This is a genomic window from Cardiobacteriaceae bacterium TAE3-ERU3 (assembly GCA_019218315.1).
In the GTDB taxonomy this organism is placed as follows: Bacteria; Pseudomonadota; Gammaproteobacteria; order Cardiobacteriales; family Cardiobacteriaceae; genus JAHUUI01.
Window position 1 is genome coordinate 135,744 of sequence record JAHUUI010000005.1, and the last position, 26,715, is coordinate 162,458.

The following is a 26,715-nucleotide window of genomic DNA, read 5'->3' on the forward strand; positions in this document are numbered from 1 at the left end:
ACTCAGCGCGCTATTATACAGGACTGATTAAACTGGATTACGGACATACGCTACATAGTCCTTATTAAGGTGTTCGCAACAGAGTTCATAAAATGCTTGCGCGGGCGGGGTGAGCGTACGCTGCTTGAGTTTGAAGATGCCGATTTCGCGGCACAGATCGAGGTCGTTAAACGGTATCCAGCGCAGGTCTGGTGAATTGACGCTGAAAAATGCCAGCCGTGGCAAGGTCGTCACGCCGATATTGAGTGCGAGCACAGAGAATAATGCGGTGATGTTGTCAATCGCGTAATGCGCATCGGTATTGACCGCTTGCGCCGCTGTACCATCGAGCAGGATGCCGGTGCCGTTGCGGATAAAGGGATAGTCGAGTAACACTTGCCACGACACGCTGCTTTGCTCGGCGAGTGGATTGTCACGATGGCAAACCAGCCCGAGCGGATCAGCGACCAGCGGCGTGAAGTCGATTTCGGCCAAGTCAATATAGGACGGATTGCCGAGCGCCAAATCGACCTCACCACGCACCAATCTTGCGGTAATGCCGGCGGCATTGTCGTCACTCATGCACACGCGCACTTGCGGATATTGCTGAGTGAAGAGCTTGAGTACGTCGGGAATTAAACGCGCGGCAACCGACGGTACGCTGGCCAAGCGCAATTCCCCAACTTCACCACTGGCAATCGCACGCGCTTCATCGACAAAAATATCGTAGGTGCGCACCATTTGTACCGCTTTAGGATGTAGTGCTTCACCAAATGGGGTCAATTTCATTTTATAGCCGTGCTCGAACAGCGCCGTACCGAGGGTTTCTTCCAGCGTTTTTAACGCCGATGATAATGCCGCCTGTGAGCGATTGACTTGCGCTGCAGCGGCACGAAATCCACCACATTCAACGACCGCCAAAAAATATTGCAACTGCTGGATTTTGATGTTCATCCCCATACTCGATAAGAAAAAGTGTTCAGATGAACAATATAAACTATTTTACTTATCACTGTTGAACCTTTATCCTGCGCGCCTACCTTTCACCGATTTAATGGAACAGTAATGAGCAGGAAACAAGCGGTCAAGACCAAATTATTCGCATCCAAAGCACCTTTGGAATGGGCCATCACCCACAACGGTACGCTTTACACCGCGCAAATCCCGATTGACGACAGCGGCAAAGTCGTCACAGGCGGCATCGAAGCACAGACGCGCCAAACCTTCGCCAACCTCAAGCACACCCTTGAATGCGCAGGTGCAGACATGGACAGCGTCCTGCAAGTGCTGATTTACGTCACTGACCGCGAATACCTCGCTACGGTCAACGCGGTGTACGCCGAGTATTTCAATGCGCCATACCCTAACCGCGCAGCCGTGGTCGTAGCCGGTCTGGCACGCGAAGAGATGCTGGTCGAGTTTGTCGTCTACGCCGCCGTCTAAGCCATTACCCAACATAAATAAGCCTATAAATAAACAAGGAATAACATCATGCACAAAATTCAAGCCGAACAAGCCCTTTATATCAACGGCGAATGGCAGCGCGGACAAAGCACCGTTGCCAACATCAACCCTTCCGACATCTCTGAAACCATCGGCGATTACGCACAAGCCAGTGCTGAGCAAGTACAGCAAGCAATTGACGCCGCCAACCACGCACAACCCGAATGGGCAGCCGTGCCGATGGAACGCAAGCAAGCGATTTTGCAGGCGATTGGCGACGAGCTGATTGCGCGCTGCGACGAACTCGGCAAGCTGCTGTCACGCGAAGAAGGCAAACCATTTGCCGAAGGTCGCGGCGAGATTTACCGTTCAGGGCAGTTTTTCCACTACTACGCCGCCGAAGTGCTGCGCCAGATTGGCGACTGCGCCGATTCAGTACGCGCCGGTGTGTCAGTCGAAGTGACGCGTGAGCCGGTCGGCACAGTCGCGATCATTTCACCGTGGAACTTCCCGACCGCAACCGCAGCGTGGAAAATTGCTCCGGCATTGGCATTTGGCAACAGCGTGATCTGGAAGCCCGCCAACCTCACCCCGGCCAGCGCAGTGGCACTCGCGGAAATCATCGACCGCCAAGGCCTACCAGCTGGTACGTTCAACCTTGTCCTCGGCAGCGGCAGTACAGTCGGCGATGCGCTGATTAACAGCAAGCAGATTAACGCGGTGAGCTTCACCGGTTCGGTTGATACCGGTCGCAAGGTTGCCGCTGCGACAGCCGCCAATTTCGTGCGCTGCCAGCTCGAAATGGGCAGCAAAAACGCGCTGGTCATTGCCCCTGATGCCGATTTGGATATTGCGGTTGAAGCGACCATCGCCGGTTCGTATTCCGGTGCCGGTCAGAAATGTACCGCGTCGTCACGCCTGATCGTCTGCAACGACATCCACGATGCCTACGTTGATAAGCTGCTCAAGCGCATTGCCGAATTGAAAGTCGGCCACGCACTTGCAGACGGCATTTTCATGGGCCCAGTGGTTGACGACAAGCAGCTGCAAAGCAACCTCAAGTGGGTCGAAACCGCTACCCAAGAAGGCGCGCAAATCGGCTGCGGCGGCAAGCGCCTTGAGATGGATTACGACGGCTACTACATGGCGCCAACCCTGCTGCTCGACACGCAAAACTCGTGGTCGGTCAATCAGGAAGAAGTGTTCGCACCGCTGGCCTCAGTCATCCGCGTCAACGACCTTGACGAAGCGATTGCCACTGCCAACGACACCCGCTTCGGCCTGACCGGCGGCATCATCACGCAAAGCCTCGCCAACAGCGCACGCTTCAAGCAAGGCATCCTCACAGGCTGTGCGATGGTCAACTTGCCAACTGCCGGTACTGATTACCACGTGCCGTTCGGTGGCCGTAAAGAATCGAGCTTTGGCCCACGCGAACAAGGGCAGTACGCCAAAGAGTTCTACACCGTGGTCAAGACCACTTACCAGCGTGCCTACTAAGATGAATAGCCATATTGTCATAGACGGGCTGCAATACTGCCACTGGGACAAAGCCTATTTTGAAACCCTGCACCGCAGCGGTGTGGACGCGGTACACGTCACGCTGGTTTACCACGAAAACGCACGCGAAACGATGACCCGTTTTGCCGAATGGCAGCAGTTCTTTGCTCAGTTCCCTGACCTGATTACGCCCGTATACAGCGCGGCGGACATCATCAAGGCGAAAGAAAACGAGCAAGTCGGCATCATCTTCGGCGCGCAAAATTGCTCGCCGATTGACGATGAAATCGGCCTGATTGCGGTGATGAAGCGCCTTGGTCTGTCGATCATGCAGCTCACTTACAACAATCAGAGCTTGCTCGCCACCGGCTGCTACGAATCAACCGACAGCGGCATTACCCGCTTCGGTAAGCAGGCGATTGCGGAAATGAACCGCGTCGGCATGATTGTTGATATGTCGCACAGCGCCGAACGCTCAACGCTGGAAGCGATTGACCTGTCATCACGCCCGATTTGCATCAGCCACGCCAACCCAGAGCGCGCCCACGCGGCACTGCGCAACAAATCCGACACTGTGATTAAGGCGCTGGCGGCACGCGGCGGCCTGCTCGGCTTCAGCCTGTATCCATTCCATTTGCCTGACGGCAGCCAATGCACCTTAGAGCGCTTTTGCCAAATGATTGCTGACATCGCCGAACTGGTCGGCGTTGACCACCTCGGCATCGGCAGCGATTTGTGTACCAACCAGCCGCAATCCGTACTTGAGTGGATGCGCAACGGCAAATGGTCGCGCAAGATGGATTACGGCGAAGGCTCGGCAAATAACGCCGGTTGGCCGGATGCCCTACCGTGGTTCGATGCCGAAAATGGCATGAACAACATTTATCAAGGACTGCTCAAGCAGCAATTCACCACCAGCGAAGCGGCAAAAATCGTCGGCGGCAACTGGTTCAATTTCTTACAAGACGGCCTCAAGCCGTCATAAACAGACTATCAGAGGCATAATTAATATGACCACCAACAGCAAACAATCGACTTTCGATAAACTCGAAGGTCGCAACCCTGTCTTATGGATGAGTGGCGGCTTTATTCTCGCTTTCATCATTCTCGCGTTAACCAACCAAAACTTGCTCAAGACCTTAGTCGACGGCGGCTTTGCCTGGGCCATCCAGATTTTTGGCCCATATTGGCAAGTATTGATGCTCGCGACCTTCATTCTCAGCTTGTTCCTCGCTTTCGGCCGTACCGGTCGTGTGCGCCTCGGCGGGCTAGACAAACCGGAAATCGACACCTTCCGCTGGATGGCCATCGTACTGTGTACGCTGCTTGCCGGCGGCGGTGTGTTCTGGGCAGCTGCTGAGCCACTGGCGCACTTCCTCAGCCCGCCACCACTGTTTGGTGCCGAGCAGAATGTGCAGCTCAAAGCGACCAACGCACTGGCGCAATCGTTCATGCACTGGGGCTTCCTCGCATGGACCATCCTCGGCGGCCTGACCACCATCGTTTACATGCACCTGCATCACAACAAGGGCTTGCCACTCAAGCCACGCATTCTGCTTTACCCGATTTTTGGTGACAAGATCCTGCATGGTTTCTGGGGTGCGCTGGTTGATGCTTGCGCGATCATCGCGGTGGCGGCGGGTACCATCGGCCCGATCGGCTTCCTCGGCCTGCAAGTCAGCTACGCGCTACACTCCCTGTTCGACTTGCCTGACGGCTTCACCACGCAGATGATCATCATCCTGTTCGCCATTGCCATGTATACCATTTCGGCACTGAGCGGCCTGAACCGCGGCATCCAGATTTTGAGCCGTTGGAACGTTATCCTTGCAGTCGTCCTGATGCTCTACATTCTGGTCGTCGGCCCAACCGGCTTTATCGTCAACAGCTACATCCAAGGCGTCGGTACACTGGTTGACCAGTTCATTCCAATGTCGACTTATCGCGGTGATGTGCCCTGGCTTGGCTGGTGGACGGTATTCTTCTGGGGCTGGTTTATCGGCTATGGCCCAATGATGGCGCTGTTCATTGCACGTATTTCACGTGGCCGTACCATTCGCCAGTTGTTCCTCGGCCTCGGCATTGCCGCGCCATTGATTACCTGCTTCTGGTTCACCATCGTTGGCGGCTCAGGTATTTCGTTTGAAATTGCCAACCCTGGTCTGATCAGTGATGCGCTTAACTCTGACGGCGGCTTCAACCTGCCTGCGGCACTGCTCGCTGTCACCAATCAGCTGCCATTCCCACTGATTGTATCGGTACTGTTCCTCATTCTGACCACCATCTTCATCGTTACTACCGGTGACTCAATGACCTACACCATCAGTGTGGTCATCAGTGGTGATCTTGAGCCAAACGCAGCCATCCGTATCTTCTGGGGCGTGGCGATGGGTATCACCGCCATCATCCTCATCTCACTGGGTGAAGGCGGCATTGCAGCACTGCAGTCGTTTATCGTCGTCACCGCTGTGCCTGTGTCGCTACTCATGCTACCGGCACTGTGGAGCGGACCAAAATACGCCCGTGAAATGGCACGTGCGCAAACGCATAAAGAACTGCAACAAGGTCATCCGCACCATTAATACGTAACACAACCCCCGTTGCCGCCTTGCGCGGCATCGGGTTTTCCATAAAGACATTATTGTTTGTCGTAAAGACGCTTTACCACAACCAATAAGGTTTAAAAAATACTCGCATCAGGAGGCATCATGACCACAACAACAAATAATCACCAGCGCGCCCCGTCCACTGTCATGCACCCCGAACGCCTCGGCGCGATGCACCAGACCCGGCTCAGCTTCACCCGCCACCTGCTGCGCAAAATGGCACGCGAACAATGGCGTGTGCACCAGCACGACTGGCAACTCAACCCACAGGGTTTCGGGCACGTCATCTACCAGCTCAATACCCCAAATAATCGCTATCATCTCGTCGTCTTCTGCGACCAGATTGCCGACCACGAGCGCAATGATCGCGTCATCGCTGAAAAATGGGACGTCACCTTTGCCCTTGTCGAGGGCGATGTCGACACCACCATGCTGCTCAACCTGCGCGCCAACGTGCCGCTGCAAGAAGCCGGGCGCAACAGCAATAACGTCCTCATTCTCGCGCGCGCCAACAAAAGCGTGCGCGTCTTTGAGCATCTCGTCGAGCGCTTGAGCAATGGTGAGCAACCCGACAGCGACCTGCTTACCCAAGTCGGCTACATCCTGCGCACCACCGCCGTGTACGGTAACGGCAAATTCGGCATCGCCGACTTCAAAAAACTCGAAAACAACCCTGACTTCAACACTGCTTTTGCCGCACAACTGTGCGCCGTCTATTTATTGCGTCAATTCAGCCTCGACTGGGTACACTACATCGCCGCACAGCAAAACCCACAACACGCCACACGCCTTACTCCTGCTATCCAAACTTACATCGGCATCGGCAACGCCACCGGACTCGGCATGGCACCATACCTCATCAATCACCCGCGCGTGGTTGACGCATGGCTCAGCGCGCGTGAGCACGCCCTTTCCGCCGTCTGCACTGCCGAACTCGACCGCGACAACCAAGCACAACTCTGCGCCCTGCTCGCCCGCGCCAAGGCACACCTGCAACAGATCGACACCATCGACAACCAGCAAGACGTGCTCAACCAAACTGCCGAAAGCGAACTCGAACAGCTCATCACCGACATCAAACAAGATGAAGAGCGACAATCCGCCGCCGACATCCGCACCCGCAGCGAACAGTACAGCCTCGAAACCCAGGAAATCCTCATCGCCTGCTTGCTCGAATGCTTCCCTGACCTCGTCGATCCATACGAAGACCAACACTACACCGACGAAACCCTGAGCTACCCTACCGGCTGCACCATCGGCGATATCAAGCGCTGCCTCACCGAACGCTACACTTGGGCGACCGACATCGACTTTGACGACTACCCCAACCGCTACTGGTTCTGGTATCGCTCGCAGGAAAAAGAAGAGCCACGCATGGGCGTACGCGATGAAGAACCCGGCCAGGATCGCGAGCTGTCGCTCGACATTGCGCGTCAAGTTAATCGCTTCAACGCTGCGATTGCCGCACAAGACGACAACACCAGCCTGTCCAGCTTCCTGCTCGAACAACCCAAATGGCGCAGCATTGCGCGGCGCATCTGGACGATGACGCACAGCGACATGGGCGACATTCAAATCAACGTTCTGCACCGCAACACGCGGCCGATGGTGCTGCTGCGCTGCAAACTCGCCATCCTCGGCGCAACCAAATTCGACCCGCGTTCCGATCGCTGGGTACGCGTCACCTTTTTCCAGGGCGCACCGCTGCTTGCCAACCTGCACGACGGCGAATGGCTGTTCCCGTTACTCGACAAAGACTTCCAGCAACAACCCGAACACCAGCCCGATACCCTCACCGTGTCGCAAAATGAACTGACCAATCTCGTCTATAAAGCCTTCACCGGCCTGCGCCGCGAACACGGTGAAGCGGACGTCATTGCCAACATGGTTGCCGAGTTGCAAATGTGTGGATTGGATGGCATCGCTCACTTCACCCGTTGCCTGCCTTTCTTCACCCCCGAAACCGACAGCAACATCAGCATTCAAGCGCCCGATGACGACCATCTCACCATCGACTTACACCACGACAGCCTTGCCTGCCATATGCCAGCGATTGCCGACTACCTGCTCGAATACATGGAGGGGAAAGGCCGCCTGCATGTTCACCTGCAACACTGCCACAGCCGCTTCCTCGCGCACAGTGAACTGGTCAAGCTAACCAAAGCCGGTATTGCCTGCAAAGCGCGCTGGCGCAATGGCGCAGACGCACGCGAAACCTGCTACATTCTAAACAGCGGTTGTGCCGCCCCCGACCTGTTCATCGCCGACGAAGACACCACGCTGATTGATGAAAACCGTCAGGATCTGCACCTCACCCTATCGCGGCACGACTTCGACCTCAGCGACATCGATATGCCCTACGCCACGCACATCAATGCCATGCAGCTAATGCTTGCCTACCAGCGCAGCCTGCAAGACGGCATCGAAGTCAACACCAACGATTGGCAACAGCTCAAACAAGCAGCCACTGCCATCCTCGTCGAAAACAGCGAACACTCGCGCAAAGGTGCCGGCGAATAACGTTCACATACAGTCCAATTCCAGAAAAACGGTCACAGGGTAACCAAAAAATAAAAACAAGAACAATGCCTTGTTTTTATGTGTTGTAACCATTTTTCTGGAGTTCCACTATACAAAAAACCGGCAAAGCATCACGCCTTGCCGGTTTATCAAATCGATTGATTATGCAATCAGGATTTCTTGACGAACTCCGATTTGAGCATCATCGCACTGCCGTCAATTTTGCAGTCGATGTTGTGGTCACCTTCAGGTACCAAGCGGATATTTTTTACTTTGGTGCCCTGCTTCAAGGTTTGCGTGCTGCCCTTGAGTTTCAGAGCTTTGATCAGCGTGACCGTGTCGCCATCAGCCAGTTCAACGCCATTGGCATCAAGTACTTTTGGCGTGTCGTCCAGTACGGTGTTTTCATTCCATTCAAACGCGCACTCAGGGCACACGTTGTTGATGCCATCGTTATAACAATAGTCGCAACTGCATTTCGGGCAAGCCAATTCGCTCATCATAATTCCTTATATATTTAAGATAGGCGCGCATTGTAACCTGCTTACCCACAGTACAAAATCACACTTTAGCTGCTCACTACTGATAACGACTCACTTCAATCAAGTTTCCATCAGGGTCGCGCAAATATACGGACTCAATTGCACCAACTGCGCCAGTACGTGGCACAACATCACTTTCTGCGTCGATACCGCAATGCGCCAAATGCGCGAGTACGTCTGTAAGTGGCGTGGAAGTCAGTAAGCACACATCTGCCGAGCCGCTGGCTGGTACGCGCGCATGTGGGGTGATCTCCTGCCCAGCCTGATGTAAATTGATTTTCTGCCGCCCGAAGCGCAGCGCATGGCGGCCTTCACCAAAGGTAATTGCTTCCATACCCAATACGCGAGTATAAAATTCAATACTCGCATCAATGTCCTGCACAGTGAGGACGAAGTGATCCAGCGCAGTAATCTTAATGCTCAAAATAACCTCGCAATGCTTCAGGAGTAAAAAGGTAGTCACCGTCGTCTGTTGCGAGTACGGGTACGCAGGCAAAGCCTTGCGCCTTGCCATCATCAAATGCAGCTTCGCGATCACGGATCACTAAAAAGCGCTTGAGGTTTCTCATGCTCGCGGTGATATTTACTGGCTCGTATTCAATCCCCAACTCATCAAGTACTGCCACAAATGGCGCAGTATCGGGGCAAAGATCGCTGAAATAGCAGATATGCATAATCATTCCTCGCTTAGGCTACTGTAAAAGTGGCGTGGATTTTATCCAGCAGATTAAGCTCAATCTGATCACCACTATTAAGTTTCCCAACGCCTTTTGGCGTACCGGTATAAATGATATCGCCTTTGTTCAAAGTGATATAGCGGCTGATATAGGCAATCTGTTCGGCAATTGGAAACAGCATCATGCTGCTATTGCCCTGCTGGCGCAACTCACCATTGAGGCACATAGTGAAGCTGATGTCATCTGCGGGCGGGCATTCGGCTGCAGGCACAAATGCCGAGACGCACGCAGCACCGTCAAAGCCTTTAGCCAGCGTCCACGGTAAGCCTTTTTCCTTGGCTTGTTGCTGCCAATCACGCGCAGTCAAATCCAGCCCGACGCCGTACGCGGCAATGGTTTTTTCTGCTTCCGCTAACGACAAGTTACGACCGCCACTACCGAGCAAGACGACGATTTCGCTTTCATAGTGCACATCGTCGCTTTCCTGCGGTAAGTGAATTGTGCCACCGCTGTGCAGTAATGCCGCCGCTGGCTTGTCAAAAACGACCGGCGCATCAGGGCGTTCGTTATTCAGTTCTGCGATATGCTCGGCGTAATTGCGCCCGATGCAATAAATTGAGCCGAGATTAACGGCTGCGCCATTGATAAGTTCTAACTGAGACATAACACGCTCCTAATCAGCCTCCAAGCTCAATGATTTCTTTCTGCCAGCCATTTTTATTCTCATAGTAAAAAATGACCTGATCGCCGTTACGCTCCAGCTTAAAATCATAGCCTTGATTGTGATAAATAGTGCGGGGCGTCAGGCCGCGTAATGAAATGACGTTCCCCATTCCACCACCACTGCCTTCATAGCCTTTAATGCCCAGTGTTGTTACCAGCGCAATATCATCATCCTGATAGTTCAAGCGCGGCTTGATATAGGCTTCGTCTACCTGGTCGTAGCAATATCCTTCCGGATCACGATGCTGCAAATACTCTTCACCACCACAATATTCAACTTCCGAGCTGTGTATGTCTTCAAAGTACGCATACACCAAAGGATGAATTTCTTCCACAGGCTGCGTTTCGGCATTTGCGGCTATTGATGTTCCACCAAAAGCAGCGATTGCAAGCGACAGCAAAAGTTGTTTTTTCATGGCGTTTGCCCTCATTGTGATGCTAAAGCCAAATATAGCATTGGTGCAATTAGTTGCACATAAAAAAACGGACGTCGGTATCCCGGCGTCCGTATGAGACTACTCATTGAGCAATTATTCGACAGTCAGCTTGTCACCATCGTAATCAAGTACGGTGACGCTTTTCAGTGCGCCTTCATCCGTCGCGCCGCCGATGAGCAGCAGTTTGTCGTCGTAGCTGATGCTCACGCCATAGCCTGCCCCTTGTGGCAACTGGCCAACGACTTCCCATTTGTCATCATTGAGGGTGTAGATGTCCGCATGGTGGGTTTTCTTCAGGCCTTTATGGGCGAAGTTCTCACCATCAGCAAATTGCTTGCGCGCACCGGGGAAGTTTGCTCCACCTGTGATCAGGTAATGGCCGTGGCTATAGCCGCTATACGCACCAGCGAGGCCGTCTTGCTGGGTTTCGCCATCTGCGCTGATCAGCTCTGGCGCTGCTTGCCATTCAACGCCATCACCGGTGAATGTACCAATTTCGACCGCATCAGTACGCAGCCCTGGCTTGATTTCACCATTAGCGACAATGATATTGTCTCCATCAACTGCGACTGCAGCACCAGCGCGGCCGGCGAATGGTAATGCGCCGTCGTTGTACCAGCGGTTGGTTGATGGTTCGTAGCTGAATAAAGTTGTGTTAAAGAAATAGTCTTGTGGGCGTTGATCGAAGTACGCCCCCATGACGGCGTCTTTTTTGCTTTGATCATCACCGGCTGCGGTGTAATCCTGGAAGTAGCCATTGAAGATCGACAGGTTCGAGCCGCCAATCATGTATACGCGATCGCCGTGAACAGCCGGCGTGGTTCCAACCAAGCCAAGCGGTGAACGGGTTGGCAACTTTTCCCACTGTTGGCTTTCCGGGTCATAAACATACGCATCATTGACCAGTTGCAGCTCGCCTTTGTCATTTTTCTGCAAACCACCAAATACATAGAGTTTGCCATCAACACCGGCAATGACAGGCTGGCCACGATCACCACCCGGGAATGCAGGCAGAGTTTGCCAGCCATTTTCAGGGTTTGCCAGATCGAGGCTGTAGATATTTTCACCAGCCGAGCCAAGGCCAACGTAGGCAGTGTCGCCAATCAACGCACCGCCGCCACTTTTAAATTCGACGGGTAAATCCGGATAACTGGCCGCCAATGCACCGCCTGCTGCAGTCGCCAGAGCGAGTGTAAGAATGGTTTTTTTCATCGTGATACTCCGTGGTTGTGGGAATTTGGTTGCTTTATGAATGAATTTGGCAGTAATGACGCAGTGCGCCAAGCATGCCCGCCTTATTGCCAAGCGCTGCGCAGCGGATATGCTGCGGCATCAAGCGTGGCGATTTGATCTGTTGCTCAAAAGCTGCGCGGATACGCGGCTCCAAGATGTCGCGCTGAGCTGCGATGCCGCCACCAATCACAATGGTTTGCGGGGCAAGCAAGTAATTAGCGGCAAGTAATCCTTGCGCAAGGACGTCAATTTGCCGCGTCAATGCGGCTTCTGCGTGGCTATCTCCAGCAGCTGCTCGAGCAAAAAGGGTTTTGCCGTCAATACGCTCACCTGTGCGCGCTTGGTAGTCGGCGAGTAACGCACTGGTTGAAGCGCTTTGCTCAAAGGTTTTACCATCTGCGGCCGGTAAGTAGCCAATTTCACCGGCTGCGAAGTTGTGCCCATGAATCAGTTGTCCATCGATGACGATCGCACCACCAATGCCGGTGCCAACGGTAATACACAATGCACTACTGCTGCCTTTCGCAGCCCCCAGCCAGCTTTCCCCAAGCGCAACCGCATTGACGTCATTTTCCGCACTGCACGGCACACCACACTGCTCGCTGATCAATGCTGAAAGAGCGGTGCCGCTATAGCCGGGGATAGTGTCGCCAGCAAAGACGACTTCACCACGCTCGTGGTCGATCACACCAGCGCTGGCGATCGCCACGCCGTCTATATCATGCGTTTTCTGTACGTCTTTAACCCATGCGACAATTTGTTCACCGATACGGTTGCCGTCACGGGTAACTGCAGTCGGTTGATTGGGGAATGCCTGTACGGGTTCGCCGTCTTCACGGTAGATCGCGGATTTAATTTCGGTGCCGCCAATGTCAATCGTGAGAATATTCATGATGATGTCTCGCTGTTGTGCAATGCGCGATAAGTGCGCTGCCAAATGCTGTCGCGCTCGCCCGGATCAACGTGCATGACGTCAGCATAGACGATGTCGAGCACGACCAAAGCCGGAAACTGCGGCGAGATCAAGCGCCCTTTGTCGAGCTGGTTTTTCATCGCAAAGAGCTGTACTTCATCACAGTATTGCTCGAATGCGTGGTCGTGATTAGCGGTAAATAAAATGGTCTTTGCGCCGCTTTTTTTTGCTGATTGCAACCCTTCCGTCACAATGCGCGTTTTACCGCTGATGCTGATGCCGATGACGAGGCAGTCTTTGTCGAGGATGATTTTATTGATGCGGATCAAGTCATCTTCCGTGATCGCTTCGCAGATCAAGCCAATACGCATAAAGCGCAGTTTCATTTCCTGCGCAACCATGCCTGAGCTACCTTTACCGTAGACGTAAATGCGCTTTTGCGTGGTCATCAACTTGCTGATACGGCGAATTTGCGCCATATCAACGATGGAATAGGTTTTGTTAAGCAATTCCTGATAGCTGGCAAAGACGGGCGCAATGTGGTTATCACTGGTTTTGGCTTCATCTGGTGGCTGATAGGCATAAGCAAAGGCGCGATAACCCTTGAAGCCGCACTTTTGCGCAAAGCGGGTCAGCGATGCCTCGGATACACCGAGCTGCTCAGCAATAGCACGTGCGCTGAGGTCACTATCCTGCCCACATTCTTCAAGGAAATAGCGCGCAATTTTACTTTCCGAGCGCGTCATTTGCCCAAGGCGGGACTCTATTAATGGCAGGATACTTTTTTGCATACCATTCATGGTTACGCCCCGATACGGACTTTAAACACCGCTTTGCGTACTGGCTGTGAAGGGTTGTCTGCGGTACGAACGCCGGTTTGGTGCGCATCCTGCGGATAGAAGACGGCAAAATAACCGGGACGCAGTGTAAAGCGGGTATTGTGGCTATGTGCGACTTCGAGGTAATCGCTATCAGGGTGATATTCGCCACTGTCGCAGTCTTCAATAAAATTCTGGCTAACCAGCTCGCTTCCTTCTATGACGGTATGTACGTCGATGTATTCGCGATGCGCTTCCCAGATGCGATCTTCTGATAATTTTGTGTCGTAGGTGAAGATATTGACGAAAAAATCCTCACCATCGATCGCGTGCTGGCCGTTCTCCATCGCCGCGAGATCGTGCTCGCGGCAATAATCCATAACGCGCTGAGCTGTTGCTGAGCATATGGTACGTGGTGCTTTATGGTGTAAAAATTCCATGTGACCTCCTGTAAATTATCCGCCCATCACCAGATTAGGCAGGAAGGTGACAATTTGTGGGAACAGCGTCAATAAAACAAGTACCGCAAAGATTGGAATAATGAAAGGTATCGCGCCTTTGGTGACGGTACTGACCGGTATATTGCCAACTCGCGCGACGACGAATAGCGCCATACCCATCGGCGGGGTCAGAATGCCGATCATCATGTTGAGCGTAGTCATCACACCAAAGAATATCAGGTCAATATTGAAATGCTGAGCGATCGGAATCAGCATCGGCAGGACGAGGAACTGCAGCGCCAGGGCATCGATAAACATGCCGAGGAACAGTAACAGGATATTGATCATGATCAATACAGTCAGAGTTGTGGTCGCAAAGCCCATAAAGCCTTCGGCAATTTTCATCGCGACTTGCTCGCGCGCAATCATGTCGCCAAAGAAAGTCACGGTCATCACCATGAGTACGGTCACGCCGGTGATCGCCATCGCATCAACGCAACCTCTAAACAAACTGGCAAAATTCAGCTCTTTATAGATGAACATACCCAGGATGGTCGAATACAGTGCAGCAAATACAGCTGCTTCAGTCGGGGTGAATGCGCCCGAGAAGATGCCTCCGATAATGAAGCACGGGGTAAGGATCGCCCAAAAAGCTTCTTTAAATGCGGTGAAACGCTGGCTAGCACTGGCTTTTGGCGTCGGTGGATAACCGCGCTTTTTACAGATGATGTAGCACATCGTCATCAGTGCGACTGTGAGTAGTACCCCGGGTATAAAGCCGGCCAAAAACAGCTTAGCGATCGACTGGTTGGCAATCACACCGTAGATAATCATCGCGATACTCGGCGGTACCAATGGCCCGATGATACATGAGGCAGCCGTCAAACCGCCGCAGACATCATCATCGTACCCTGCGTCACGCATCGCCTTGATTTCCATTTGCCCAAGGCCGCCAGCATCAGCCAGTGCCGAACCGGACATCCCCGAGAAAATCAGACTGGCTGAGACGTTAACGTGCCCCATACCGCCAGTGAAGTGACCAAACATGGATTTGGCAAAGTCGAAAATACGCGTGGTGATACCCGAACTGTTCATCAAAATACCAGTAAGGATGAAGAACGGTACACTGAGCAGGCTGAAGCTATTGAGGCTATCGACCAACTTGGCCGCAGCAAAGTTGACGACCGGCCAACGCGTCATCGAGAAAAACAGAATTGTAGCGATGAATAGCGACCAACCAACCGGGACTCCGAGGAACATGATCACCAGCCATACACCAAGTGCGATATACACCGATTCATTACCAAATCGCACGTAATTACTGATGCGTAGCGCTTTGTAAGCATCCGGCCAAAGATACAACACTGAGACGAGAACTACCGCAGCCACGACAAATATCCATGCTGGCAATGCTGTTTGCTCATCGCGGTAGTTTTGCTGCTGTGCTTGTAAAAATCGGATCATCATCAGGACAGCGCCGAGTGGCAAAGCGAGATACATCCATTTGGTTGAAATACCGAGAGTAACGATTTTATCGTTGGCAATTGAGGCGGCTTTATCAAACAAGACAATACCAAAATGGAAGAAGAGAATGATGCAGGCAAAAATGATGATCTGGATCAGGGTGAAAATGACTTTCGCACTCGATGCCGGCAGACGTTCGTAAATAAAGTCGATGAATACGTGCTGCTGGTTGCGAATACCCATACTGATACCGAGCATGGCAACATAGACGAAGATCAACCGAGCCAGCTCTTCACTCCACGCCAACGGCTGAGTGTAGCGCGCGACAATTTGTGCAATCAGCAGCGCAAACATAACGAGAAATAGACTGCCGCCAAGCCATTCTTCGAGTTTATTAAATGCTTTCATGATGCTCCATCCTCAGTGTCATGTAAGTGTTGTGCGCACAGGCCGACTCTGCGCAGCCGTTGTGCACAATACTCAAATTGTATTATTGGTAGCAGGCGACGGATGCCGCCTGCTTTTATCTCGCGATACGCTAAATGGTCATCGCGCAGGCAAGAGGTTTACTGCAATGCCTGAATTTCTTCTACAGCCGCACGGCCTTCATCACCGGTTTTCTCGATGAATGCATCGTAGTAAGGCTGCATGGCTTTTTTGAATGGCTCGATGTCTGGACGGGTGACATTAACGCCTTGCTCTTCAAAGAAGCTGACTAAGTTAGCCTCGCCTTCTTCAAACAGCTTGGTCTGATAACTCGCGGCATTTTGTGCAGCAGTCTTGACCACTTCCTGCAGGTCTTCTGGCAGCTCGTCCATGGTGTAATCACTGGCGATGTAGAGTACATCGTTGAGGATGTGGTTAGTCAGTGCCAAGTTCTTCTGTACTTCGTAGAACTTCTGCGCCTGAATGGTTGAAAGTGGGTTTTCTTGCCCGTCTACCGAGTTGGTTTGCAGAGCGAGATACACTTCTGAGAATGCCATTGGGGTTGGCGCCGCACCGGCGTATTCAGCAAAAGCAAGGTTAGTTGCGGCATTTGGTACGCGCAGCTTCAAGCCTTTCATGTCCTCAATGCTGTTGATCGGACGGTTAGACGTAGTCTGGCGAGTACCGTTATAGGCTTGCGCAAGGATCTCAATGCCTTTGTCGTCGTGGATTTTTTGCTTGAGGTTCTTACCAAACTCAGTCTCGTTAAGTGCTTTCTGTGCAACATCGAAGCTAGTGATCATGTATGGCAGAGCAAAAACTTCTGCACTTGGGTAATAGATCTGGAAGCGTGCACTTTCAGCAAAGGTGAAGTCCAACGCACCTTCGCTAACCTGCTCAATCATTGAACGGTCATCGCCGAGCTGGGCATTTGGATACAGGGTAATCTCGATTTTGCCGTCGGATTTTTCATTTACTTCCTTAGCAAACTGCTCAGCAGCTTTGTACTCATTCGAGGTGTTACCCGCGACCATACCCATTTTGAAGTTGTAGTCAGCAGCCATAGCTGAAGTCGTCGCCAGCGCACACAAAGTGGCAAGGGTCAGGGTTTTCAGTTTCATGGTGTTTCTCCTGTTGCTTTGGTTTATATCATCAATCAAGCGGCATATTTTTGATGTATGCCTCATGAATTTCTTTGGCTCGGGCAATCTGCGCTGAGGTTGCCGATGCCATGGGTTTACGCGACAAGAAAGGCCCTGCATCACAACCTTCGAGCACCAATAATTGCTTGATGGTCGGATAAAGCCCATTAGCGAGAATCGCACTGATCAGGTCGTTGCTTTCATGCTGGTAGCGCAGCGCTTCGTCGTTGTTGCCAGCTGCAGCAAGCTGCATGATTTTGCGTGCTCTCGGTGCATTGACGTTGTAAGTCGAGCCAATCGCGCCATCGACCTTATGCACCACTGCTGGCAGCAGCATTTCATCAAAGCCAGACCAAATCAGCTGGTCCGGGAAACGCTGACGCAAGCGCTCAAGCTGATAAAAGTCAGCGGCAGTAAACTTGACCCCAATAATTTCTTCACGGGCAAACAATTCGGCAAATTGCTCTACGCCGATATTGACGCCGGTCAGAAATGGAATTGAATAGACGATCATGCGGTTATCTACCGCGTCGATGATGTCGAAGTAAAATTGCTTTACTTCGTCAAAGCTGAACTTATAGTAAAAAGGTGTTACGGCAGAAATGGCATCGTATCCTAGATCGGTTGCATATTGCCCAAGTTCAATGGACTCATAAACGTTGCTACTGCCGACTTGCGCGATCAATGCTACTTCATCGCCAACTTCATCTTTGACAATATCAAAGATGCGCTTTTTGGTCGCCGTCTCGAGCATGAAGTTTTCGCCAGTCGACCCACCAACATATAACCCATCAATCTTCATCTTGTCGATATTGTGGCGGATTATCTGGCGTAAGCCAGCCTCATTCGGCTGACCGTGCTCGTCGTAAGGCACCAGCAAAGCCGAAATCAAGCCACGCAAATCTTTAGCACTCATGTTTAACACTCCGTATTCGAAGAAAAATCAGGATGGGTCGCCGCAACAAACTGCTCAGTAATCCACTTCGGGCGCGTGATCGCCGAACCAACGACGACACTATGCACACCAAGCTCTAAAACACGCTTAACCTTCGCTGGTGTATTAATATTGCCTTCGGCAATAATTGGTTGCTTGAGCATTTCAAGAGCACGACGAATCAAAGCAAAATCATCGGATTCAATTTTCATACCTTTACTCGTAGGCGTATAGCCAACCAGCGTGGTTCCAATGAAATCAAAACCCAGCGCATCAGCATGGATCATCTCATCGAGTGTTGCGCAATCCGCCATCAAAGCTACATCGGGGTATTTTTTGCGTACTTCAGCATAGAAGTCGTCTAACATCTGACCATTCGGGCGCAGTGCATCACGTGCGTCAAGCGCAATAACTTCTGGCGCTACCGCCATCAGTTCATCAACCTCACGCATGGTTGCGGTAATAAAAACTTCACTGTCTGGATAATCGCGCTTAACAATGCCAATGATAGGTAAATCAACCGTTTCACGAATTGCAGTAATGTCTTCCGGTGAATTAGCACGAATGCCGGCTGCGCCGCCTTGCTGTGCGGCCAATGCCATACGCGACATGATAAAAGATGAATGCAACGGTTCATCAGGCAGAGCCTGGCAAGATACGATGAGGCGCCCTTGAACAGATGCCAAAGCGTCAGTCATTATTGTTGCTCCGTTAATGTTTATGAAACAATAGCGCACGATGAAAGTAATTTCAAGTATTTTCGTTTTGGTGTAAGATTATTTCTAAAAGTAGTTAAAATTCGTTATATTTTGGCTGGCTCGAAATTATTTACAGATCATGCTGCACAATTATTACTTAATGAATACAAATAATTGACTACAAAATGGCACAATATGATTTTTACAAACCCTTTTAATATTGCCCAAAAAATTGAAAGATAAGGAGTCCTCATGACCTTGATGAAGAAAGAAATTGCTGAAGCTGCAGCAGTCGTTCGCCGTCAACAAGATGATCCGTCACTTGCCAATACGCGCAGTATGCTCACAGCCAAAAGCCCCGATATGCTGATGACCTTAGCGCGTGGCACTTCCGACCATGCTGCAGAATATCTCGGCTATCTACTGATGCGCTACAGCGGTATTCCGGTTGCTTCGATTCCGCTGTCATTAAACACGCTCTATCAGGCGCCATGGCGTCAAACTAACAACATGGCACTGACTATTTCACAGTCTGGCGGTAGCCAAGATTTGCTCGAAGGCGCCAAGCGATTGCAGCAAGCAGGCATACCAGTACTCGCACTACTCAATACTGTACCTTCACCACTCTCAGACGTCTGCCCACACGTAGTGAATATTGGCGCAGGTCGTGAACAAAGTGTTGCCGCGACTAAAAGCTTTATTGCCTCAATCACCGCTGGCATTCGCGTCATGGCCGATTGGCTGCAGCAAGATGACCTACTGCCGGCATTAGACGCCCTCCCCGATAAACTCGACGCTGCCCAAGCACTCGATTGGTCGCCTGCTGTCGAACAATTACGCGACGCTAAGCGTCTCTACGTCATTGGCCGTGGCACAGGTTTGCCGATTGCCAAAGAAGCTGCACTCAAATGTAAGGAAACCTGCTTATTACAAGGTGAAGCATTCAGTGGTGCAGAAGTAAAGCATGGGCCAATGGCACTGGTTAACGAGCAACAGCATATCTTAATCCTTGCACCACCAGACGAAACACAAGCAGGATTGTTAGAACTCGCGGCACAATTTCGCAAGATGGGTGGTAACGTTTTACTCGCTGCAGATGACAAAGTCAGCGAACGTGATTTGCCTTTGATTGATGCGGGTCACAGCGCATTACAAGGCATCACCAGCATCCAAAGCTTCTACAGCATGGCTGAGTCACTGTCTCGTGCACGAGGTATCGATACGGATAATCCACCAAACCTCAACAAAGTAACTACGACTCTGTAGCCTTTATCAATAAATATCAGTAATTCGAAAACACACCGTCTTACTTTTGTCTTTTGGCCAACTTGTAGTACTTCATTGGGGGGTTAATACAGACATTAGGACGCATATAAAAAGCCCACAGTGAGCACTGTGGGCTTTTAGTAATCATAGCAAAGTTATTTGCTTAAGCAGTCATATAAATTCTGGCTCAAGTTGCGCAACAGTTCACCATATAAATCTGGACCAGCTTGTAAGTCTGCGCCAATAGGATCCAGAGTTCCAGTATGGACGTTTGTACCGTCCACCAATTTGGCCGTCAATGCCGACGGGAATTGTGGCTCATTGAATAAACATACAACACGCTCACCTTCTAAAACGTTACGGATTTCACCAATTCGTGCTGCGCCCGGCTCATGCTCTGGGGATACACGAACGACACCCACTGCATTCAGACCATGCGCCTGCTCAAAATACTGATAAGCATCGTGAAATGACATAAACGGCTTGCCTGCTACCGATCCTAACTGATCATTGATCTCTGCATTCACATTTGCAATATTTTCTTTGGCGGCTTCAGCATTCGCAGCATATTGCTCTGCATGCTCAGGGTCTGCTTCACTCAACGCATCAGCTACAGCATTCACCAGTGCAGTACTGTTCTGAGGATCAAGCCATACATGTAAGTCAAACTCACCATGATCATGATGGTGATGCTCGTGATCGCCATGTTCGTGATCGTGATCGCCATGTTCGTGATCGTGGTCACCGTGTTCGTGATCGTGGTCACCGTGATCGTGATCGTGATCGTGATCGTGATCGTGTTCGTGTTCGTGATCGTGATCGTGATCGTGATCACCATGATCGTGTGGCGGCCACATACCCCCAATACGCGTCTTCAATAACGCCACATCAGGTACAGCCGTCCACTCAATCACATTTGTTTGTTTGCCGGATTTTTCCAATACATCAGGTAAAAATGTTTCTAGATGATCGTCAACATAGACAACCAAGTCTGCACCAGCAATCGCTTTAGCATCGCTCGGTTTCATCTGATAACCATGCGGTGAACCTTGTGTCATCAGCAATACCGGCTCACCAACGCCATCCATCACCTGTGCGACCAGGCTATGTAAAGGCTTGATTGAAGTCACAACATTGGGTACTTCAGCATGAGCTGCTGTAACAACTCCTAGTAAAGACAAGGATAAAATCGATTTTTTCATCAAAAGCTCCATTTAAGCAATATAGAGAGTTCTACAACTGGAAACATTAAGTTATAACGTAACAATATAAAGAGCTAAAAGAAATATTGCAACCAAAATTATCAATCTAAATTCGAAAGAAATTACACAATACGAATCCATAGGAATAAACACCCACACCTTCTAAAACTGGATGATATCCACATGCTGCAAAATAGTACCACTCTTAACCATCTGTTCTTAGATGATTCCCCACCACTCACATTGAGCGTAACCAGCAGCGCTTATTAAGGGTGGTACATATTAATAATTCATCGAAAAGCAAATTTGCAATAACCTATCTCAAGCATACACAACAGCAGGGGCTGATATTCCAGTAGTACGATAGTGATACCTCATTGAAGACATAACTATCATTATGCTCTTTACGTTATCTCATATACCGTATGATATATTATTCCATAAGTAATAGAATTTCGGTACTAATTAACAAAATCAAGGGTCTAAATCAGGATTGATCCTCACTTTAAATTTTAAAGCTAAATAATGTCCTTGTTAGTTAGAAGGTACGTTTCAACTTTATTTATACTCAAAATGTATCTATGTCCCACTCTAGTTATTCAGCACTTCGTCCAATACTGACTCTGGCTTTGCCATTAATTGCCACCAATGTGGTTTACGTTGCGTTATCAACCATTGATGTTGTGGTACTCGGTGCACTCGGCGCAACAGAATTGGCGGCTGGTGGTTTGGCTATTGCCCTGTTTAACCAGTTTCGTACTGCCGGTGCGGGTCTGGTTACCGGGTTGAGTAATCTCGCTGCATCCGAATCTCCGGATCATCCCGATTATCAAAAGCGCATTTACGCACTGCTTGGTGCCGGTATTTTCTGGGCTATGGTCTGTTCCTTATTATTTACCATTTTGCTCTATAACCTTGCCGCACCGCTGCGTTGGTCAGGCCAATCACCGGAAGTCGTCGAACTCAGCTCTCAATTTCTCGCCATCATCGCACCTGCTATGCTGCCCGCACTGCTGGTACAGGCTTTACGCCATTTCAGTACCGGCCTAAAACGCCCCGGTCCATTGTTCTGGATGACGGTTTTTTCCGTTGTTCTCAGTGCGCTTTCCAATTATGCGCTGGCATTTGGTCATTTTGGCTTTCCTGCGTTTGGATTTCGCGGCGTCGCGATCAGTACGCTGCTTACCCTGACCGCATCACTGCTGGTGATGTACGTCATGCTGCGGCGGGACAAAAAGCTCAAGCCGTGGCTATACCTGTCGCATATTACTTTCGAGGCTTGGGCAATCCGTGCGGTATTCCGTCTTGGCTTGCCTATCGCTTTGACTAATGTGGCCGAAGCAGGCTTTTTTACCGTACTCGCTCTGATGATTGGTACGCTCGGTGTTGAAGCGCTTGCAGCACAAACCGTGGTCAATCAGGTCATGTTCATCGTATTCATGATACCGGCCGGTTTTTCCCATGCCGCTTCGGTGCATATCAGTGAAGCTTTTGCCCATAAACGCTGGACGCTGGCATTGTGCGAAGCCCAGTCAGCGATCGTATTGTCCCTGATACCGTGTTTGCTGATTGCCGCGTTGTACTTCTTTGCCCCGGCAAGCGTCATTAAAATAATAATGTCGGGTGAAGAACATAGCACTGCCGCATTCCGGCTCGCGGTACACGGCTTGTGGTTTGCCGCTATCCTGCAAATCTTCGATGCAGGGCAAATTATGGGGTCGGGTATCATGCGCGGGCTTAGCGATACTGTCACGCCACTCAAATGGTCACTGGTTGGCTATTGGCTGATTGGCATACCGGTGGCAGGATTGCTCGGATTACTGCTGGACTTCGGCGTTTATGGTATCTGGACAGGGCTTGGCATCGGGCTGGCAACTACTGCTGCGGCACTACTGCATTTGTTTGTCCATCGTATTCACCATTACCAACAACCTCATAAAATTTATTGATTATCGTTTCTATTAATGATAAAAAACAAGGCTTGTAGAATATTGCACACCAAAACCAAAGATATAGAACATTTTTCTACAACCAAATCAAATATTTTTGCGAGGTTTACATTATGATCCCCTCTTGTTTTGTGAAAAAATCATCTCTATTGCGTTCATTACTGCTTGCCACCGCAGCTGCTCTCAGTACATCTGCACTCGCTGACCACTATCCGCTAACCATCAAAAACTGTGGCGTTGATGTAACCGTTAATGCCAAGCCGGAACGTGCTTTGATCTACAACACACCTGCAATCGACAACATGATGGCATTGGGACTTGGAGATCAGATTTACGGTGTCAGTGAACAGACTACCACCGAATACGCCGACAATATTCCATGGGCAGAAGCACGCAAATCACTCAAGCAACTGACCAAAGGCGATGATGTTCTCTCCGAAGAAGCGATACTCGATTTACAGCCTGACTTGGTCTATGCCAGCTATTTCTGGTACTTGCACACCAATGAAACCGCATCTCGCGATGTACTGAAAAACTTTGACATTCCTTCCTACCTGTCGCCCATTGAGTGTAATGGACAAATGGCGACACCCGAAGAGCCAACGACCTTTGCAACCATCTTCAAAGAGCTGAAAGACCTAGGCAAAATTTTCAATGTCGAAGACAAAGCAGATACCTTGACAACTGACTTGCAAGCGCGTGTTGATGCCGTGAGCAAAGAGGCCGAATCTTTCAAGCCCGCATCAGCATTATGGTATTACGCCGGCACAGATGCCCCGTATGTAGCAGGTTGCTGTGGTGGCCCTGACATGATCGGTAAAATCCTCAAGCTCGACAATATCTATGGTGAAACCGAAGCATTGTGGCCGGTTGCCAGTTGGGAAGTGGTTGCCGAAGCCAATCCTGACTTTATCATTGTCGGCGACCTGAAACGTGCCGGACAAGGGCAAAGTGCCGAGGACAAAATCGCTTTCCTTGAAAGCAATCCTGTCACACAAGCCATGGATGCAGTCAAGAACAAACGCTATATCGTCGTACCGGGACGTTACCTTGATGGCTCTGTACTGTCTGTCTGGCTACTCGAACAGATTGCTGCCGAACGCGCCAAGCACGATATTTAATCGTTACTTGGCAAAGGTAACATTCATTAAATGAGTAGCCCCGAAGTCATTTCAGGACAAAGCCGCCATCGTGCGGCTTTCCTGTCATATCACCGGTTATTCGCTGTATTAAAGCCCATCCTTGCTCTCACGGTTTTATTACTCGTGATGGCGGCTTCGATCAGTATGGGACCCGCTGACATCGACTTTAGCGCCGTATGGAAAACACTGGCACTAAACTGTGGCCTCTCCCCCGATGTATCCGACATTAGTACCATACACCAGCGCATCATTTGGGAATTACGCCTCCCGCGCGTATTGCTTGCGGCATTGGTCGGCGCAGGTTTGGCGGTTACCGGGGCAATTTTGCAATCTTTAACCCTGAATTCACTTGCCGATCCTTATTTGCTTGGTGTATCCAGCGGTGCAGGGGTTGGCGCGGTCGTCGTCATCGTTGCAGGCTATCTATCTATTCCCTACCTATTACCACTCGGGGCATTTGTTGGTGCAATATTGTCTTTTATCGTGGTACTGCTACTTGCCGGACGACACGCAGGCGGCAATGCTTCCCCAATTATTCTTGCCGGTGTTGCCACCACCAATCTCTTTTCTGCGGTGACCTCGCTGCTACTCATGTGGTTTGCCAGCGCCAATGCCACTCGTGGTGTCTTGTTCTGGCTGCTCGGCTCATTGTCCGCTGCACGCTGGTACGAAGTCATCATCTGTGCTGCTGTACTTGCCGTTGCCTACATTATCTGTCGCTGGCAGGCAAATGCACTCGACAGCATGGCTTTTGGTAGTGACAGCGCCGCTGCACTCGGTATCAATATTGCCGCTGTCCGTGTCCTGCTCTATTTCGTCACCGCTGCTTTAACCGCAACACTCGTCGCTTTCAGTGGCGCTATCGGCTTCATCGGGCTGGTTATGCCGCACATGGCACGTTTCTTTGTCGGGCACAGCCATCATCGCTTATTGCCCGCCAGTGCCTACATTGGCGCACTGTTTACTGTTGCCGCCGACACCGTTGCGCGTACGGCTTTCGCGCCACAGGAAATGCCCGTTGGCGTGATCACCGCGCTGATTGGTGTTCCTGTCTTCATGGCTATCCTTTACCGACAATTCAGAAAATGATTCGTGCCGACAACCTGATCTGGAACATCAAAGCGCGTCGTATCATCGACGATGTCTCGCTGACCCTTACCAAAGGTGAAACTGTCGCCTTGCTCGGGCCCAACGGTAGTGGTAAATCTTCGCTGATTCGGCTGATTGCCGGGCTACGCCCAGCTGACAGTGGCAATATTACCCTTGATGATCGCCCACTTGACGAATACCCGCGCCGCCATATTGCACAGCATATAGCCGTACTCGAACAGGAAGCCAAAACGCCACTTTCCATGCGTGCCATTGACGTTGTCATGCTCGGACGCATTCCCTACTGGAAAAGCTGGCAGCAAGGCGGTGAAGCTGACCGCAACATTGCCCGACACGCCTTGCAACAGGTCGGCATGCAGCACCTTGCCGAACGAAACTGGTCCGATCTTTCCGGAGGTGAACGGCAACGCATCCAGCTTGCCAAAGCCCTTGCCCAGGAAACCGACTACCTGCTGCTTGATGAACCCACCAACCATCTCGACATCCATCACCAACTCGAATTTCTCAATCTGTTGCGTCAAACCGGAAAAGGTTGCCTCATCGCACTTCATGACCTCAACCTTGCGTCCATTTACAGTGACAGAACTATCCTTCTCACCAATGGCTGCATCAAAGCACAAGGCAATACCGTTGATGTGCTACAGTCAGAAACCATCGCTACCCACTACCGCCTGCGCTGTGAAGAAAGCAGCACCAGCCTTGACCATCACCCACGCTTTCATTTCCGCGAACGCGGCTAACAGAATGAAAAGTATATGTCTGATTATTAGGTTATGAGAATTAGCCACTAGATAATAACGATCAGACTAAAACGGTTTGAACTTATGATTCTCTCTTGCAGGTATATAGCAAAATAGTGGAGTACGGTTATAGTACAGAAAAATACCAACCACTCACGCTAATCCTCATTGTATCTGCTAGTTCTTATATCAAAGAGAGTATTTCGAGATGATTGAATAAGTGGACAGCCTTGGATGAGAACTGGTGGACACCGTTAATAAGAGTGGTTGGTCATGGAAATATGGATATGCACACATGCATCTGAATAGAAGGAATTTCCCCTAAATTCCACAACAAACAACCCAAACGCATTAAAACCTACATTTTTATGAATATGACTGCTTATTCTTACTGATGCAGTGAACCTATCCCCATTTAATCACCTAAGAGGTAATGAAGTAACACCAAAGGCTGAGATCTCAAAACTCTTGTCGGCCTCAATTCACCAAAAAAGATCATAAACTACCTACTAGAGGAGAGAATATTGAGCTGAACTACCAGAAGCATGGAAAAAGCATCGTAGAGAAGATAAAAGCAGATATCAAGCTTGAAGGCGAGACTGACTTATCGGACATCAACCAGTAATAGGCTGCTTTTTTGATTTTGGTCTATTTATTTTGTGCATTAAAAAAGCCCCTTAGCGTTAGCTAAGGGGCTGTGTAAAGCCCTGACGGTGACCTACTCTCACATGGGGAGACCCCACACTACCATCGGCGATACTGCGTTTCACTTCTGAGTTCGGCATGGGATCAGGTGGGACCACAGTTCTAT

At 50.7% G+C, this 26,715-nt stretch carries 25 protein-coding genes and 1 rRNA gene; 10 read left to right on the forward strand and 16 right to left on the reverse strand.

Features of this window, described 5'->3' with window-relative positions; genetic code table 11:
* Positions 1-27 precede the first annotated feature (27 nt).
* Positions 28-933: a LysR family transcriptional regulator gene (locus KRX19_10200; protein ID MBV7435397.1), complete on the reverse strand. Its 906-nt coding sequence runs from the start codon at positions 931-933 to the stop codon at positions 28-30.
* A gap of 111 nt (positions 934-1,044) precedes the next feature.
* On the opposite strand from KRX19_10200, the gene KRX19_10205 reads away from it, so the two are divergent.
* The 5 genes from KRX19_10205 to KRX19_10225 all read left to right on the forward strand — a co-directional run bounded on the left by KRX19_10205 (position 1,045) and on the right by KRX19_10225 (position 8,048).
* Positions 1,045-1,422 carry a RidA family protein gene (locus KRX19_10205; GenBank protein ID MBV7435398.1) on the forward strand — a complete coding sequence of 126 codons (378 nt, stop codon included), beginning with the start codon at positions 1,045-1,047 and terminating at the stop codon, positions 1,420-1,422.
* 48 nt (positions 1,423-1,470) lie between these two features.
* Positions 1,471-2,922: an aldehyde dehydrogenase family protein gene (locus KRX19_10210; GenBank protein MBV7435399.1), complete on the forward strand. Its 1,452-nt coding sequence runs from the start codon at positions 1,471-1,473 to the stop codon at positions 2,920-2,922.
* A gap of 1 nt (position 2,923) precedes the next feature.
* Positions 2,924-3,907, forward strand: coding sequence for a dipeptidase (locus tag KRX19_10215; protein ID MBV7435400.1), 984 nt, complete (start codon positions 2,924-2,926; stop codon positions 3,905-3,907).
* A gap of 25 nt (positions 3,908-3,932) precedes the next feature.
* Positions 3,933-5,504 (forward strand): BCCT family transporter, encoded by a 1,572-nt coding sequence (locus tag KRX19_10220; GenBank protein ID MBV7435401.1) that lies wholly within the window; start codon positions 3,933-3,935, stop codon positions 5,502-5,504.
* Between the two features lie 126 nt (positions 5,505-5,630).
* The gene (locus KRX19_10225; protein ID MBV7435402.1) at positions 5,631-8,048 is read left to right on the forward strand and encodes a DUF3726 domain-containing protein; all 2,418 of its coding nucleotides are present in this window, start codon (positions 5,631-5,633) and stop codon (positions 8,046-8,048) included.
* Between the two features lie 170 nt (positions 8,049-8,218).
* On the opposite strand, the gene KRX19_10230 is transcribed toward KRX19_10225, so the two are convergent.
* The 13 genes from KRX19_10230 to KRX19_10290 all read right to left on the reverse strand — a co-directional run bounded on the left by KRX19_10230 (position 8,219) and on the right by KRX19_10290 (position 18,495).
* The gene (locus KRX19_10230) at positions 8,219-8,548 is read right to left on the reverse strand and encodes an alkylphosphonate utilization protein (protein MBV7435403.1); all 330 of its coding nucleotides are present in this window, start codon (positions 8,546-8,548) and stop codon (positions 8,219-8,221) included.
* Positions 8,549-8,627: 79 nt separating this feature from the next.
* Positions 8,628-9,104 carry a VOC family protein gene (locus KRX19_10235; protein ID MBV7435404.1) on the reverse strand — a complete coding sequence of 159 codons (477 nt, stop codon included), beginning with the start codon at positions 9,102-9,104 and terminating at the stop codon, positions 8,628-8,630.
* Positions 9,004-9,264: a hypothetical protein gene (locus KRX19_10240; GenBank protein MBV7435405.1), complete on the reverse strand. Its 261-nt coding sequence runs from the start codon at positions 9,262-9,264 to the stop codon at positions 9,004-9,006. Before KRX19_10240 ends, KRX19_10235 begins: the two co-directional genes overlap by 101 nt.
* Positions 9,265-9,277: 13 nt before the next feature.
* On the reverse strand, positions 9,278-9,931 hold the full coding sequence (locus KRX19_10245; GenBank protein ID MBV7435406.1) for a fumarylacetoacetate hydrolase family protein: 654 nt from the start codon (positions 9,929-9,931) through the stop codon (positions 9,278-9,280).
* Positions 9,932-9,944: 13 nt separating this feature from the next.
* The gene (locus KRX19_10250) at positions 9,945-10,406 is read right to left on the reverse strand and encodes a hypothetical protein (GenBank protein ID MBV7435407.1); all 462 of its coding nucleotides are present in this window, start codon (positions 10,404-10,406) and stop codon (positions 9,945-9,947) included.
* A gap of 114 nt (positions 10,407-10,520) precedes the next feature.
* Positions 10,521-11,645 (reverse strand): N-acetylneuraminate epimerase, encoded by a 1,125-nt coding sequence (locus KRX19_10255; protein MBV7435408.1) that lies wholly within the window; start codon positions 11,643-11,645, stop codon positions 10,521-10,523.
* Positions 11,646-11,673: 28 nt separating this feature from the next.
* A complete protein-coding gene (locus KRX19_10260; protein MBV7435409.1) occupies positions 11,674-12,552 on the reverse strand; it encodes an ROK family protein in 879 nt (292 codons plus the stop codon).
* On the reverse strand, positions 12,549-13,373 hold the full coding sequence (locus KRX19_10265; protein ID MBV7435410.1) for a MurR/RpiR family transcriptional regulator: 825 nt from the start codon (positions 13,371-13,373) through the stop codon (positions 12,549-12,551). The genes KRX19_10260 and KRX19_10265 overlap by 4 nt, the downstream gene beginning before the upstream one ends.
* A 2-nt stretch (positions 13,374-13,375) precedes the next feature.
* Positions 13,376-13,831: a YhcH/YjgK/YiaL family protein gene (locus KRX19_10270; protein MBV7435411.1), complete on the reverse strand. Its 456-nt coding sequence runs from the start codon at positions 13,829-13,831 to the stop codon at positions 13,376-13,378.
* A 15-nt stretch (positions 13,832-13,846) separates the two neighbouring features.
* Positions 13,847-15,703, reverse strand: a complete 1,857-nt coding sequence (locus tag KRX19_10275) for a TRAP transporter large permease subunit (GenBank protein MBV7435412.1) — start codon at positions 15,701-15,703, stop codon at positions 13,847-13,849.
* Positions 15,704-15,861: 158 nt separating this feature from the next.
* Positions 15,862-16,842: a sialic acid TRAP transporter substrate-binding protein SiaP gene (locus KRX19_10280; GenBank protein MBV7435413.1), complete on the reverse strand. Its 981-nt coding sequence runs from the start codon at positions 16,840-16,842 to the stop codon at positions 15,862-15,864.
* Between the two features lie 31 nt (positions 16,843-16,873).
* Positions 16,874-17,779, reverse strand: coding sequence for an N-acetylneuraminate lyase (locus KRX19_10285; GenBank protein MBV7435414.1), 906 nt, complete (start codon positions 17,777-17,779; stop codon positions 16,874-16,876).
* A 2-nt stretch (positions 17,780-17,781) separates the two neighbouring features.
* On the reverse strand, positions 17,782-18,495 hold the full coding sequence (locus KRX19_10290; GenBank protein MBV7435415.1) for an N-acetylmannosamine-6-phosphate 2-epimerase: 714 nt from the start codon (positions 18,493-18,495) through the stop codon (positions 17,782-17,784).
* 252 nt (positions 18,496-18,747) lie between these two features.
* Here KRX19_10290 and KRX19_10295 point away from each other — a divergent pair, with 252 nt between their 5' ends.
* Entirely contained in the window at positions 18,748-19,761 is a 1,014-nt protein-coding gene (locus tag KRX19_10295; GenBank protein MBV7435416.1) for an SIS domain-containing protein, read from the forward strand.
* 155 nt (positions 19,762-19,916) lie between these two features.
* Here KRX19_10295 and KRX19_10300 read toward each other — a convergent pair whose 3' ends face one another.
* On the reverse strand, positions 19,917-20,963 hold the full coding sequence (locus tag KRX19_10300) for a zinc ABC transporter substrate-binding protein (protein ID MBV7435417.1): 1,047 nt from the start codon (positions 20,961-20,963) through the stop codon (positions 19,917-19,919).
* A gap of 581 nt (positions 20,964-21,544) precedes the next feature.
* Between KRX19_10300 and KRX19_10305 the strand changes: the two genes are divergently transcribed.
* The 4 genes from KRX19_10305 (at position 21,545) to KRX19_10320 (ending at position 25,904) form a co-directional block, all read left to right on the forward strand.
* A complete protein-coding gene (locus KRX19_10305) occupies positions 21,545-22,912 on the forward strand; it encodes an MATE family efflux transporter (protein ID MBV7435418.1) in 1,368 nt (455 codons plus the stop codon).
* A gap of 131 nt (positions 22,913-23,043) precedes the next feature.
* On the forward strand, positions 23,044-24,033 hold the full coding sequence (locus KRX19_10310) for an ABC transporter substrate-binding protein (protein MBV7435419.1): 990 nt from the start codon (positions 23,044-23,046) through the stop codon (positions 24,031-24,033).
* Positions 24,034-24,063: 30 nt separating this feature from the next.
* Positions 24,064-25,143 (forward strand): iron ABC transporter permease, encoded by a 1,080-nt coding sequence (locus tag KRX19_10315; protein ID MBV7435420.1) that lies wholly within the window; start codon positions 24,064-24,066, stop codon positions 25,141-25,143.
* Positions 25,140-25,904, forward strand: a complete 765-nt coding sequence (locus KRX19_10320; GenBank protein ID MBV7435421.1) for an ABC transporter ATP-binding protein — start codon at positions 25,140-25,142, stop codon at positions 25,902-25,904. Before KRX19_10315 ends, KRX19_10320 begins: the two co-directional genes overlap by 4 nt.
* Positions 25,905-26,609: 705 nt before the next feature.
* On the opposite strand, the gene rrf is transcribed toward KRX19_10320, so the two are convergent.
* Positions 26,610-26,715: ribosomal RNA gene (gene rrf, locus KRX19_10325) — 5S ribosomal RNA — on the reverse strand; the annotation flags it as partial.